Origin of the sequence: Lacrimispora sp. (assembly GCF_036758025.1) — a bacterium.
Taxonomy (GTDB): domain Bacteria; phylum Bacillota; class Clostridia; order Lachnospirales; family Lachnospiraceae; genus Lacrimispora.
The window spans coordinates 47,044-60,734 of record NZ_DAIOXM010000006.1; the positions used below are offsets into that span (position 1 = coordinate 47,044).

The 13,691-nt window shown below is 47.3% G+C and carries 10 protein-coding genes; 9 read left to right on the forward strand and 1 reads right to left on the reverse strand.

What is annotated here, in order from left to right:
- Position 1 precedes the first annotated feature (1 nt).
- Positions 2-1,333, forward strand: a complete 1,332-nt coding sequence (locus V7M78_RS07120; protein WP_333647869.1) for an efflux RND transporter periplasmic adaptor subunit — start codon at positions 2-4, stop codon at positions 1,331-1,333.
- 80 nt (positions 1,334-1,413) lie between these two features.
- On the opposite strand, the gene V7M78_RS07125 is transcribed toward V7M78_RS07120, so the two are convergent.
- Positions 1,414-2,055: a helix-turn-helix transcriptional regulator gene (locus V7M78_RS07125; RefSeq protein ID WP_333647871.1), complete on the reverse strand. Its 642-nt coding sequence runs from the start codon at positions 2,053-2,055 to the stop codon at positions 1,414-1,416.
- 250 nt (positions 2,056-2,305) lie between these two features.
- Between V7M78_RS07125 and V7M78_RS07130 the strand changes: the two genes are divergently transcribed.
- From V7M78_RS07130 to V7M78_RS07165, 8 genes are all read left to right on the forward strand, one after another.
- A complete protein-coding gene (locus V7M78_RS07130; RefSeq protein ID WP_333647873.1) occupies positions 2,306-3,646 on the forward strand; it encodes an ABC transporter substrate-binding protein in 1,341 nt (446 codons plus the stop codon).
- A gap of 92 nt (positions 3,647-3,738) precedes the next feature.
- A complete protein-coding gene (locus tag V7M78_RS07135) occupies positions 3,739-4,662 on the forward strand; it encodes a carbohydrate ABC transporter permease (protein WP_333647875.1) in 924 nt (307 codons plus the stop codon).
- 2 nt (positions 4,663-4,664) lie between these two features.
- Entirely contained in the window at positions 4,665-5,489 is an 825-nt protein-coding gene (locus V7M78_RS07140) for a carbohydrate ABC transporter permease (protein WP_333647877.1), read from the forward strand.
- Positions 5,490-5,504: 15 nt separating this feature from the next.
- The gene (locus tag V7M78_RS07145) at positions 5,505-8,012 is read left to right on the forward strand and encodes a beta-mannosidase (RefSeq protein ID WP_333647879.1); all 2,508 of its coding nucleotides are present in this window, start codon (positions 5,505-5,507) and stop codon (positions 8,010-8,012) included.
- An 18-nt stretch (positions 8,013-8,030) separates the two neighbouring features.
- Positions 8,031-9,152, forward strand: a complete 1,122-nt coding sequence (locus V7M78_RS07150; RefSeq protein WP_333647881.1) for an alanine racemase — start codon at positions 8,031-8,033, stop codon at positions 9,150-9,152.
- Positions 9,149-10,759: an N-acyl-D-amino-acid deacylase family protein gene (locus V7M78_RS07155; protein WP_333647883.1), complete on the forward strand. Its 1,611-nt coding sequence runs from the start codon at positions 9,149-9,151 to the stop codon at positions 10,757-10,759. Before V7M78_RS07150 ends, V7M78_RS07155 begins: the two co-directional genes overlap by 4 nt.
- Before the next feature lie 24 nt (positions 10,760-10,783).
- On the forward strand, positions 10,784-11,245 hold the full coding sequence (locus V7M78_RS07160; protein ID WP_333647885.1) for a RidA family protein: 462 nt from the start codon (positions 10,784-10,786) through the stop codon (positions 11,243-11,245).
- Between the two features lie 19 nt (positions 11,246-11,264).
- Entirely contained in the window at positions 11,265-13,637 is a 2,373-nt protein-coding gene (locus V7M78_RS07165; protein WP_333647887.1) for a glycoside hydrolase family 9 protein, read from the forward strand.
- The last annotated feature ends 54 nt before the right edge of the window (positions 13,638-13,691 follow it).

The following is a 13,691-nucleotide window of genomic DNA, read 5'->3' on the forward strand; positions in this document are numbered from 1 at the left end:
TATGAAAATCCGATTGGAAGGAAGAAAAAAGAAAATTTGTCTTTTAGCAGCAGGAGCCGTTGCCCTTCTGTTTGTGGGAGGAACGGTGATAAAGGGCTTAAGGGGAATGAAGGTGGAAACAACGGCGGCCTCCTTGCAGACAGTGGAAGACCGTTATACGGAAGAGGGGATTATCACATCGGGAGGAGAATTCCGTCTGGTTTCAGAGGTACCGGGCCCGGTAAAGGAGGTTCTGGTACGGGAAAATGATATGATAAAGGAAGGGGATACTCTGTTTACGATTGATGATTCCGACCTTCTGAGGGAAAAGTCCCTTTGTGAAAGTACCTTATCCGGCTACAGGGCCAAGCTGGAACAGAGCCGGATCGGACAGGTGATGACCTCGTCTCCTCAAGAGTATTTAGATTCCATCAGACAGGAAGTGGCTGCCAAAGAAGCCGATTACCAGGCGGCAAAAACCGTTTATGATGCCTCCCGGACCTTGTATGAGGCAGGAAGTATTTCTAAAGTGGAGTGGGAGCAGAACCGGGCTTCTTACGAATATTCGGCTTTGGCCTGGGAGCAGGCCAAGGGCAGGTATGAGGAGAGCCGCCGTTTTCTGGAGAGCTTAAAGACCCAGGGAATTGATGAAACCACCATTAACGGAAGGTTCTATGAGAGCGTGGAGGAACAGCTGAATGCCCAGATCAAGTCTCAGGAAACCACCTTGGAGCAGTTGGAAAGCAGGCTGCAAAAGTCTGTGGTAACCGCCGACAGGGATGGCATTGTGACTTCTCTTCCTGTTAAGGATATGTCTTATATACAGGCAGGAGAAACAGCGGCAATGATAAGCGGGCAGGGAAGTATTCAGGCTGAGTCCGACGTGCTTACCAGCATAGCGCCTTATCTGACGCCGGGGGACCTGGTTACAGTGGTTTTACAGCTTAGAAATCAGGATGTAACGTACAGCGGAACCATCAGCCAGGTCTATGATTATGCGGCTAAGGGAATCTCTGCTCTGGGAATGGAGGAATACCGGGTTCATGTGAAAATTGACATGGATGAGTCGGAAGACTTAAAGGGAAAAGAAGGATATGGAGTCAACATCCGCTTTCTGTTATACCAGGGGGAAAATAAGCTGGTGATTCCCTCCAGCGCCATATTTGAAGCTGACGGTCAGAATTATGTCTATGTGATTCAAAACGGAAGGGCGGTCAAACTGCCGGTGGAAGTGGAATACAAGACTACTTCCCAGGCGGTGATCAAAGAAGGGATTTCAGAAGGCCAGAAGGTCATTGACCATGTGGATTCGGAAGGAATTCATGAAGATGCAAAGGTATATGACGGTTCATAGACAGCAGAAATACAGATCTGCTTGATAAAAAAGAGGCGGCAGCATGGAGTCAGTGCTTCCGCCTCTTTTGCAGCACTGAATTAATGAGTGGTTTCATTTAAATAATTATAAATACTGTACCGGGACAGTCCTAAAAAATCAGCCAGCTTTTCGGCTGCTTTTTTTATGAGGAAAAACCCCTTGTCCTCCAGGCCGTGTACAATGGCTACCTTTTCTTCTTTTGTCAGATTTCCTACGGATTTTCCGGTCATATTGACCGCCTCTTTCATCATGATTTCCAGCAGCTCATCCACATTGCCCACAAAGAGTTCCGGTGTCTGGGGAATGGAGGCGTTGCTGGAGCTGGTGAGGGAGCGAAGGGTGTTTTCGCATTTGATCATATCTGTGATGTCCAGATTGATGCACATGCTTCCGTTTACTTTTCCATACTCGTCCCGGAAATATTTGCTGGAGGAGCGCAGGATCCGCCCGTTGGGGGTGGCATTGATGTAGCTGTACTGGTCATCCGGTGATGCGGAGCCTTTTAAAATCTCCAGTCCGGCGTTGGTACCGCCGTCTCCGATCTTTCTTCCGGTCACATGACCGTTCCAGATTGCGACGATTGTTTTGTCATATGGTAATGTGAGGTCGTGGAGAACCACCTCACAGTTTTCTCCGAACTGCATGGCAATACATTTGGCAATATCAGACAGCAGGTTTAAGTTATCAGAAACATATCCCATAGTAGTGTTTTCCTTTCAACAAAATGTATAAATAAATTATAAATGAAATGTGAGGCAAAGTCCAGTAATAATAAAGTATTTGTTTAAGATAAAAAATTAACTATTAAAAACAAACAAAAAAATAAGATAAATTAAAATATTATTGTTGACAAAATATAAAAATCATAGTATATATAAGATATAAATTAAACAAAAAGTTGAAATCGAGTCAACAAAAAGTTCAAAACCAAAATTTATAAGGAGGTAATTTATGAAAAGAGCAATCAGTATTATCATGGCCGCAGGCATGGCAGCATTGGCGGTTACAGGCTGCGGCGGCGGGTCAACAGGTCAGACCACAGCTGCCCAGACAACAGCAGCCGGAGGGACAACTGGGGCAGGAGAGACAACTGCAGTAGGAAATGCAGAAGCACAAGTCGTCACTTTCTGGTACAACAACACAGGTGATGAGGCCCTTGTCTATGAGAAGGCAATCAGTGAGTACAACGCTTCTCAGACCAAGTACAAGGTAGAAGGCTTAAGTGTTACCGACGATCAGAAAATAATCGTAGCCATGAGCAGCAACGAGTCACCTGACGTAATCAAGATCAGCAACCAGACCGTTATGCAGTATCAGAAGAACGGACTTCTGGAAAACCTGCAGCCATTTGCAGATGGGGAATCCTTTGATGCTTCCATTTATTCCGAGCAGGCTGTTGCAGCTAATACCATTGACGGAGATATTTATGCTCTTCCATTAGATGCATACACCATTCAGATGTTCTACAACAAGGATTTACTGGAAGCAGCAGGCTTTACCGAGCCTCCAAAGACCATGGAAGAAATGTATGAGATGGCAGTAGCAGCTACCAAGGTAGACGGCAGCGGCAACATTGAAGTTCTGGGCTATCCTTTATTCCCATATGCATCTGCCAGACAGGAGCTGATTTACGGCTTTGGCGGAAGATGGTGGAGTGAAGACGGAAAGCCAACCCCAGAGGACCCAGGCATTTTAGCCAGCTTAAACATGAACGTGAAGTTCAGGGATCAGTTTGGAGGAAAGGCTCTTGACGGCTTTATCGGAACTGCCAACACAAACCGTTACACCGAGCAGGATATGTTTTTCCAGGGCAAACAGTTATTCCGTCTTGACGGTTCCTGGCTGCCTACCATGATGAAGAACTTTAAATCAACTGTTAACTGGGGCATTACTCTGATTCCCGGAACAGAAGCCAACCCGGACTTAAGAGGAACCAGCCGTTTTGAGACTGACTCTGTAGCAGTTCCGGCTATGTCTAAGAACAAAGAAGGCGCATGGGATTTCACAAAATGGCTCTGCAGTGAAGAAGGCGCTAAGATCATTGACCTTGGAACCGGAAACCTTCCTGCTGTAAAGGCTTTATATGATGATGCTGAAATCATCGCAGTTCCAGGATTTGCTGAGTTCATCGATGCACTGAAGCTGGAAAAAGGAATCCAGTATCCTGCTATGGCAGACTACGGCGAATACATATCTATGGTAAATGCTACACTGGATACGGTTTATGCAGGAACAACAACTCCTGAAGAAGCACTGAAGGCTCTTGCCGGACAGAGCGCAAACTTAAAATAACAACTGCAAAAACTCATAAAACAGGGGCGCTGTAAGCAGAAATCTGCATCTTGCAGCGCCCTTAATATTAATAGTGGAGAGGGGACAAAGGAATGAAAGGACGAAATAAGACGCAGCGGAATTTTATCAATGGGCTGCTGTTTTCTTCCCCGTGGATTCTGGGGTTCTTGGCTTTTAGCGTATATCCGTTAATAAGCTCTCTGTATTACAGCTTTACGAAATTCAATGCAGTAACAGCACCTCAGTGGGTGGGACTTGATAACTTTAAAGACATTTTTGCCGATCCTCTGGTATGGAAGAGTTTGGGAAATACTTTATTTATGGCGTTTATATCCATGCCTGTTAACTTAACAGTGGCTCTTCTTTTAGCCAGCATTGTATGCGGAAACTTTAAAGGAAGAGGATTTGTCAGGACAGCGTTTTTCCTGCCTTCCGTCATTCCTATGGTTGCGGCTACTATGGTGTGGATTTGGATGTTTGATCCCACTTACGGTTATATCAACAATGTATTAAGCTGGTTTGGTATCAGCGGCCCTTCCTGGCTGATGGATGCCCGTTATACGAAATGGGCTCTGGTGCTCATGGGAACCTGGAACACAGGTACCATGATGCTGGTATGTATGTCCGCTCTCCAGTCTGTTCCAAGAAGCTATTATGAATCGGCAGAAATTGACGGAGCCGGCAGAATCGAGAGGTTTTTTCATATTACGATTCCGTGTATTGCTCACGTTTTGGTCTATCAGGCCATCTTAAGCCTGATTAATGCTTTCCAGTATTTCCAGCAGGCTTACATTATTATCAGTGCAAATGCAGGTGTAAAGGGCGGAAGTGCAGCAGGAGGCCCTGAAAACTCCATTCTCATGTACCCTCTGTACGTGTTCCACAATGCATTTACTTATTTAAAAATGGGTAAGGCTACGGCAATGGCATGGGTTCTGTTTGTCATTGTTGCAATTTTAACCGTTTTTATGACCAAGATAACCAAAAAAGCAACAGAAGATGCAGGAGGTGAATAAGCATGAAGAATCGTATAGGCAGGATTTTATTTTTTGCCATGGTTGCTGTGCTGGCTTTGATTTTCATATCCCCTTTTATGGTAATGGTGCTCACTTCTTTTAAAACTAACAGCGATGCATTTACCATTCCTGTAAAGGTATTTCCCAGGCAGTGGGTGACGGACAATTACCCGGCAGCATTTGCGGCAATTCCATATTTCCGGTACATGGGCAATACTGTGTTTATTACAGCTATTTCTCTGGTCGGACAGCTTTTGGTAACCCCTATGATCGCTTATTCCCTGGCAAAGATCAAGTGGAAAGGCGCTGATATTATTTCCGGTCTGGTCATGGCGACCATGATGATTCCTATTACCGTTACCATGGTTCCCATGTATAAGATTTATTCAAAGCTTGGACTGACCAGCACTTATGTTCCTCTGATTCTGCCCGCATTTTTTGGAAAGGCGTATTATATCGTCATTGTCCGGCAATTTTTTGCGGGAATTCCAAACAGCTTGATTGAGGCGGGAGAAATTGACGGTGCCACAGAGTTCCAGCGTTATTATAAGATTGCGCTGCCTCTTTGCAAACCGGTGCTGACCACAATCGGAATCTATGCATTTTTGGACGCATGGAGCGATTATCTCTATCCCTTGATTTTCATTACAAAACCCAATATGTATACACTTTCCCTGGGACTTCAGCAGTATATGAGTGAGTATTCCATAGACTGGTCAAGGCTTATGGCAGCAGCGGTTGTATTCGTGCTTCCGGTAATTGTCTGCTTTGCCGTTTTCCAGAGAAACTTTGTTGAAGGAATTGCAACCAGCGGATTAAAGGCGTAACAGGAGGCAGAAACCATGGGCAGAATACAGTCTTTAAATGGTGTTTGGCAGTGGAGGCGGGAAGGTGACGGTTCCGGCTCCGTATATGAAGGAAAGGTTCCGGGAACTGTGATCAGTCACATGCTGGAGCAGAAGCTGATTGAAGACCCTTACTGGAGATGCAATGAATACGGTGTCCGGGAGCTGATGGGAAGTAATTACATTTACGAAAGAAGCTTTCAGGTGTCAGAAGAGGATTTACAGTCTGATTTGGTGGAGCTTGTGTGTGATGGAATCGATACCATTGCTTCTATTTACATAAACGGCAGGCTGGCGGCAGAGCCGGATGATATGCACAGGACATACCGTTTTCCAGTGAAGGAGTACCTGAATCCGGGGGAAAACAGGATTGAAGTTTTCTTTTATTCCCCTCTTGACTTTGTGAGAAAAGAAGATGCGGGAAATGATATATTTTATGCCTCCACCGGCTGTATCCGTGGAAATGCGGCCCTCCGCAAAGCCCATTATATGTTTGGATGGGACTGGGGCCCTCAGCTTCCGGATATGGGAATCTTTCGTGACATTGCCCTGGAATATTCCAGCGGTGCAAAGCTGGAGGATGTGCGTATCCGCCAGGATCATGAAGAATCCGGAATGGTAAAGCTGAATTTTGAGGTAAAGGTTAAGGCTCTTTCCGATGAGGCAAAGCCAGGCCAGAAATGGCTTACAAAAGTAGAAATCAGGAACCCGGAAGGTGTTCTGATCTCAGAAAAGGTTCAAGACAGCAAAGAGGTACAACTGGAAGAGATCATCAAAAATCCCCGCCTGTGGTGGCCTAATGGCTTGGGAGAACAGCCTTTGTATAAGGTGGGCGTATTTCTTCTTGATGAGGCAGGAACCACCTATGACAGCTATGAGTGCAGAATCGGCCTTCGGACCGTGACCGTAAGCACAGATAAAAATGAATATGGAAATGAATTCGCCATTACGGTTAACGGGGTGAAGATATTCACCATGGGAGCCAATTATATTCCGGAGGACAGCATTTTAACCAGAGTGACAAGGGAGCGGACGGAACGTCTGATCGAAGACTGTGCTGCCGCCAATTTTAACTGCTTAAGGGTCTGGGGCGGAGGCTATTACCCGGATGATTATTTCTATGATAAATGCGATGAAGAAGGAATCTTAATCTGGCAGGATTTGATGTTCGGGTGCAATGTCTATGCCTTGAATGACCACTTTGAAGAAAATATAATAGAGGAAACCAAGGACAATGTACGCCGTTTAAGAAACCATCCCTGTCTGGCCCTATGGTGCGGAAACAATGAAATGGAATGGGGCTGGGGAGATGAGTGGGCCAGAATCAAAGGCCACCATCCCAGATATAAGGCGGATTACATCAAGATTTTTGAATACATCCTTCCCAAAGCCATAAAGTCCTGCGATGACGTAACCTTTTTCTGGCCTTCTTCCCCGTCTTCAGGGGGGGCCTTTGACAGCCCCAATGCAATTAACAGAGGAGATCAGCATTACTGGGAGGTCTGGCATTCAGGAAAGCCCTTTACCGAATATGGGGATTTCAGCTTTTGCTCGGAGTATGGATTTCAGTCTTTTCCTCACATCAAAACCATAGAGGCATTCACTCTGGAGGAAGACCGGAATATTTTCAGCAGAGTAATGGAATCCCACCAGAAAAATCCGGCTGCAAACGGAAAAATATTAAATTATATAGCTGATTACTTCCTTTATCCCAAGAATACGGATTCCCTGGCATATATCTCCCAGATTCTTCAATTAAAGGCCATTGAATACGGCGTGGAGCACTGGAGGAGAAAACGGGGGCAGTGCATGGGCTCTCTTTACTGGCAGCTCAATGACTGCTGGCCTGTAGCGTCCTGGGCCAGCATTGACTATTACGGCCGCTGGAAAGCCCTTCACTACGGAGCAAGACGGTTTTACAGCCCCTTTACCATTTCTATTGGGGAAGAGGAGGAGATGTCTCCCCATGTGTCCTATTATGTCCATAACGACACCAGAGAACAACAAGAGTGGAGGACGGAAATTCTGCTCCAGGATCATGATTTCCAGGTGTTATGGAAGGATACGGCAGAAGGAACAATTTCTCCTCTGTCCGTATTAAAAGCTGCAGAAGCTGATTTCTCCCAGTGGACGGACCGGGAGGAAATCCGTTCTTCCATCTTTTCTGCATTCCGGTTATACCGGGGAGGAGAGCTGGTTGAGGAACGGACGGTTCTGTTTGTAAAGCCAAAGCATTTTGACTATAAAGCCCCGTCTTATGACGTTGAAGTTTCAGAAACAGAGGAAAGCTTCCGGATCACAGTGGAGTCCTCCTGCTTCTGTCAGTATGTGGAGCTTTATTTAAAGGATTATGATGTTGTTTTCTCTGACAACTTTTTTGATATCACCTCACGGTCAGGGGTTACGGTCTGCATTAAGAAAAATGAGTTTAAGAACCCCATATCAGCGGATTTATTGTGGGAAAACCTGGTGATCCGCAGCGTGGCTGATAGTTACAGCAGATGAGAAAGGAGGAGATGAAACATGAAACTGACTGAGGAACAGATACAGCAGTTAGAAACGCCCTGCCTTGTCATTGACGTGGATTTGGCGAAGGAAAATATAAGGCGGATGCAGGAGGGGGCTGACAAGGCGGGCTGCCGTCTGCGTCCCCATATTAAAACCCACAAAATGCCCTTGTTTGCAAAAATGCAGACAGAGGCAGGAGCAGCAGGAATCACCTGCGCCAAGGTGAGCGAGGCCGAGGTTATGGCTGAGGGAGGCATGGAGGATATTTTTATCGCATATCCCATGATCGGAGAGTTCCGGATACAGAGGGCCATTGCCCTGGCAAAAAGGATCAAACGGCTGATTCTGGCTATTGACAGTCTGGAGGGTGCAAAAGCGCTGGAAGAGGCGGCTTCCGGTCATAATATGGTGCTGGAGGTCCGCATGGAAATCGACACTGGAGCCGGGCGCACGGGAGTGCCCATGGATCGGGCGGCAGACCTGGCCCTTGCGGTGAAGGAGATGAAGCATTTGAACCTGACCGGCATTTTCACCTTTAAGAGTCTGGTTTTATCGGGAAAGCCTACGGAGGATAATCAGCTTGCCGCAGAGGAAGAAGGAAAGATGATGGCTGAAACAGCCGGACTGTTAAAGGCAGCAGGAGTGGAAATACAGGACATCAGTGCCGGTTCCTCTCCTACAGGCCTCCAGGTAGCACGGACAGGAATGGTAAATGAAATACGGCCGGGGACCTATATTTTTGACGACTTTATGCTGACCAAGGAAAAAGTGGCTAAGCTCAGCGAAATCGCAGTCCGGTTTTATGCAACCGTGGTTAGCTGCCAGCATGAGGAGTATGCGGTGATAGACGGAGGAACCAAGTGTTTTCCAACGGATGTGGCTCCGGGGCAGCCGCCCTTTTACTATCCCGGCTATGCAGTGGTGGAAGGGGATGACAACCTGAAGCTGTCACGGATGAACGAAGAACACGGCATTGTAACCGTCTCAGAGGGAAGTCATGGGCTCAAGGTTGGACAGGTGTTGTCCTTAATTCCTATCCATGTGTGCACGGCTGTTAATATGCAGAACACGGTTTATCTTCTGGAACATGGTTCTCTCAGAAAACAAAAGGTAGATGCAAGGGGGATGCTTATATGACATGTACCCTGATCAAACATGGAATGATATATGACGGAAGCGGGGCACCGGGATTTGAAGGGGATATTCTCATAGAGGATGGGAAAATTGTAAAAATCGCTCCCAATATTGAGGCTGACGGTGCCAGGATCATCAATGGGTCGGGAAAGGCAGTGACACCGGGCTTTGTGGACATTCACCGTCACTGCGATATTGCTCCCTTTATTCACCCGCATTTTGGGGAAATCGAACTGGCCCAGGGCATTACCACTACATTTGTGGGAAACTGCGGTCTTGCGCCTGTGCCCTCGGTGCCGCAGTGGCGGAAGGATTTGTATGACTATCTGGAGCCTGTTATTGGAAAGGTGCCGGAGAATCTGGTTTTTGAAACTTATAAGGATTACTGCAATTCGCTGGACGGGGCAGACCTTCCTATTAACATGGGCTTCTTTGCCGCTTCGGACAGCATTAAGGTGGCTTTGAAGGGCTTTGGAAACAAGGCGTATACGGAAGAAGAACTGGCTAAAGCCCAGGAATATGTAAAAAGAGGGCTGGAGCAGGGCGCCTTTGGAGTCACTCTGGGAATCATGTACCAGCCGGAATGCTATTCCAATAAGGAAGAGCTTGCAGCAGTGGTAAGGGCAGCTTCCGGGCAGGGCGGACTGGTCTGCACCCATATCAGAGGGGAAGGGGACAGTCTGGTGGAATCTGTGGAGGAAGTCATTGACGTGGCGGCAAGAGGCGGAGTTTCCTTAAACATCAGCCATTTAAAGGCCACGGGAATCAAAAACTGGAACCAGAAGATTTTTGAAGCCATTGATAAAATTGAAAAGGCAAGAAAAAAGGGCCAGGATGTGACGGCAGATTTTTATCCCTATGACGGAGGCTCCACTACCTTGCAGTCCCTGCTTCCTCCTACAGTGATGGAGGATTCCATAGAGGCATTGGTCAATAACCTGTCAAAGCCGGAGGGAAAGGAATATCTCCGGTCAGAACTTAACAAGCTCCACCAGGGCTGGGATAATATGGCTCATAGCATTGGATGGAACCGGATTTTAGTCAGCTCCGTGAATTTAGAGAAAAATGGGTTCATGCAGGGGCAGACCATTGGCGCCCTGGCAGAAAAGCTGGGCTATGAAGAGCCTTCGGATCTGGTGGCAGACTTAATTGCGGAAGAAAAGGGAAAGGTGGGAATTATCGTGCTGAGCATGTCCCAGGAGGATGTGGATACTGTGGCCCGGCTTCCCTTTACCATGCTGATTTCAGATTCCCTTTACGGAGGCGACGGGAAAAATGCCCACCCCCGTCTCTTTGGAACCACAGCCAGATTTTTAAATGATTTCGTTTTAAAACGCCGGGTCCTGTCCTTTGAACAGGCCATCCACAAGATGACCGGAATGCCGGCCAGCCGGATGGGCATTAAGGACCGGGGATTGTTAAAGGAAGGGTATCAGGCCGATGTGCTGGTATTTAAGCCGGAAACCTTCCTGGATCATGCAGATTATACAGGAAAGCATGACCTGTGTACGGGCATGGAGCTGGTTCTCATAGGGGGAGAAACGGCCTTTGAAAATGGAGTACTGATAAACCGCAGCAGAGGAAAACTCTTAAGAAAGAGCTTATCATAATCAAAAGGAAAGAAGGAAACAGACATGAATGTTTATGAAAAATTAAAGGAACTGAATTTGGAAATCCCGGCTGCACCGCCCAAAGGAGGAGTGTACTCCCCATGCCAGGAGTTTGGAGATAATCTGGTGTACATATCCGGCTGCGGCCCTGTAACTGGAGAGGAAACGGTTTCCGGAAAGCTGGGAAAGGAATTTACAACAGAGGAAGGAAAAATACTTTCCAGAAATGCCATGCTCAATGTGCTGGCAGTGCTGCAGGATAAGATCGGAGATTTAAATAAGGTAAAAAAGGGCGTTAAAATCCTCACCTTTGTGGCAAGCACCGAGGACTTTTACGAGCAGCCTGCAGTGGCAAACGGAGGCAGCGAGCTGCTGGCTGCCCTTTTCGGCCAGGACAAAGTTCCGGCCCGTTCTGCCATAGGCGTCAATGTACTGCCCGGCAACATTCCTGTTGAAACAGAAGCTATATTTGAAATCGAAAAATAACGTCAGGTGAGGGACAATCATGGATAGTCAACTGAAGAATAATCTGATAGAATCACTGTATATACATTATCCTTTAAAGCCGGAACATGACAGAAGCATGGAAACCTACAACTTAAAGAAGCCGGTTTTGTCTTCTGTCAGCTTATGGGATGGAACCAGCATGGAGCCGTGGAGCTTTGAGGGAGAGGGAAATGCCCATGTAAAGGAAGGGAATATCCTGTGCCTGGAAACTAAGTCCCGGGCAGACCATTGGCCGGATAATGAGGTTCGGGCCAATGACGCAGCAGCAGGGCTTTATGCCACCTTTGGAAGCTATATTGCAAAGCTCAATGTAAAAGGAATGGACTTAAAAAAGACCAACCGGATATGGTTTAAAATCCGCCCTATATGTCCGGGACTTCACAGCCCCATTGTGCGGGTAGGCTTTGTCAACAACGGGGAAATCAAAATTCCGGATGTCTATTCCAGAGAGGGCTTTAATGCTATTAACTTGAATAACAATGAGTGGAATACCTGTACCTGGGAGATTGAAACCATTGCCCACGATGCCATTGAGGAAATTTCATTTAATATTCATCGCTACGGCAAGGAAGTGAGCACCGGCGAGGATATGTACTTTGAACTCTGCGACATCCAGCTTCAGGAGGTAAAGCCGGGAATCGTCCACGGATGGCAGTGTGAAGAGGAGGAAGCAGTATTTTCCACCACAGGCTATTTTACCGATGGGAAAAAGACTGCAATCGCCAATACCTCAGCCGAAGAATTTGAGATTGTGAAGGAAGAAAACGGCCTGGAAGTGATCGCATACAGGGGACCGGTGAAGGCGGTGGAAAATCACCTGGGTAAATTCAAGGTTCTGGATTTTTCTGATTTAAAGATACCGGGAACCTACAGAATCCGGTTTGGAAATACGGTAAGTGAGCAGTTCTCCATTGGGGATGACATTCTGGAAAGCTCCCTGTGGAAGCTGATTAACTTCCTCTATTGTGAGAGGTGCGGCTATCCCGTTCCCGACCGCCACGGAACCTGCCATCAGGATGTGGTTGCAGAGCACAACGGGGTGAAGCTGGTGTTTGCGGGAGGCTGGCACGATGCGGCTGACGTTTCCCAGCAGACCATGCAGACGGCGGAGATTCTGGATGCGGTCATTGCCTCCGCACAGAAGGTAAAAAATTCCGACCAGATGCTTTACCGCAGAATGATGGAGGAAGCCAACTGGGGCTTGGATTTTGTTCTGAGAATGAGATTCGGCGACGGCTACCGGGCCTCTAATTCGGCTATTCGCAGATGGACTGACAATCTTATCGGAAATATGGATGACTGTGAAGCTGACGTTCACAACCGTTCTTTTGAAAACTTCGTGTTTGCTGCTGTAGAAGCCGGAGCAGGAGAAGCATTTGTAGAGTTGGATAAGGAACTGGCATGGAAGTGTGTGGATGCGGCTAAGGAAGATTTTAAGTTTGCCCATGAGCGTTTCCAGAAGGTGGGAGTGGAAGGGCCTGAACACCTGCTGGAGCATACGGCAGGCTCCAGCCGTTCCCAGTATTATGCTGTAGCAGCCTGGGCGGCTGCCAGGATTTACAAGATCACCGGAGATTCTTATTTTGGTGACTGTGCCGCCGGGTATGCGGATCAGGTGGTTGCATGCCAGGAGACCGGTGATAAACTGCCTATGAAGGGCTTTTTCTACCGGGATGAAAGCAAGAGCCATATCGTACACTTTTCCCATCAGGCCAGGGACCAGGTTTTTGTCATGGGTCTGGCAGAGGCGTGCAGTGCTTTAACAGAGCATGAGAATAAAACGGTCTGGGAAGAGAGCATGAGGCTTCACGGAAAGTATTTAAAGGGGCTTCAGGCATATACGGCTCCCTATGGAATGCTGCCCGCCGGAATCCACCATATCAGTGAGGCGGACGACAGAGAGGCTTTCCATGTGGTTCATCCCAAAGTGGATTATGAAAGAGAGCGGGTCAATTACATCGAACAGCTTAAGCAGGGCGTTGATTTGGGAGGCGGATATTATATCAGAACCTTCCCGGTCTGGTTCTCCTACCGGGGAAATTCAGCCATTCAGTTGTCCATGGGAAAGGCCGCTTCTATTATAGGAACGTATTTTAAGGATGCAGAATTAATTGAAATCGGAAGAGAGCAGCTTTACTGGACCCTGGGAAAAAATCCCTTTGGTCAGTCCCTGATTTATGGGGAAGGAAACCACTATGGGCAGGAGTACACGGCCTTGCTGGGAGAAACGGTAGGCGAAATGCCTGTAGGCGTTCAGACCAGAAGGAATGAGGACTTACCTTATTGGCCCCCTGCTAATATTGCCACCTACAGAGAGGTATGGACAACACCGCCGGGGCGCTTTATGTGGATTGCAGCTGATGTGATTTAGCGAAAGCCAGTGACCGAAAGCCCGTAGGGTTTTAGGCTGTACAGATTATTGCGT

Coding starts and splice junctions, on each gene's coding strand:
- V7M78_RS07120 (WP_333647869.1), top strand. CDS start 2: ATGAAAATCCGATTGGAAGGAAGAAAAAAGAAAATTTGTCTTTTAGCA.
- V7M78_RS07125 (WP_333647871.1), bottom strand. CDS start 2,055: ATGGGATATGTTTCTGATAACTTAAACCTGCTGTCTGATATTGCCAAA.
- V7M78_RS07130 (WP_333647873.1), top strand. CDS start 2,306: ATGAAAAGAGCAATCAGTATTATCATGGCCGCAGGCATGGCAGCATTG.
- V7M78_RS07135 (WP_333647875.1), top strand. CDS start 3,739: ATGAAAGGACGAAATAAGACGCAGCGGAATTTTATCAATGGGCTGCTG.
- V7M78_RS07140 (WP_333647877.1), top strand. CDS start 4,665: ATGAAGAATCGTATAGGCAGGATTTTATTTTTTGCCATGGTTGCTGTG.
- V7M78_RS07145 (WP_333647879.1), top strand. CDS start 5,505: ATGGGCAGAATACAGTCTTTAAATGGTGTTTGGCAGTGGAGGCGGGAA.
- V7M78_RS07150 (WP_333647881.1), top strand. CDS start 8,031: ATGAAACTGACTGAGGAACAGATACAGCAGTTAGAAACGCCCTGCCTT.
- V7M78_RS07155 (WP_333647883.1), top strand. CDS start 9,149: ATGACATGTACCCTGATCAAACATGGAATGATATATGACGGAAGCGGG.
- V7M78_RS07160 (WP_333647885.1), top strand. CDS start 10,784: ATGAATGTTTATGAAAAATTAAAGGAACTGAATTTGGAAATCCCGGCT.
- V7M78_RS07165 (WP_333647887.1), top strand. CDS start 11,265: ATGGATAGTCAACTGAAGAATAATCTGATAGAATCACTGTATATACAT.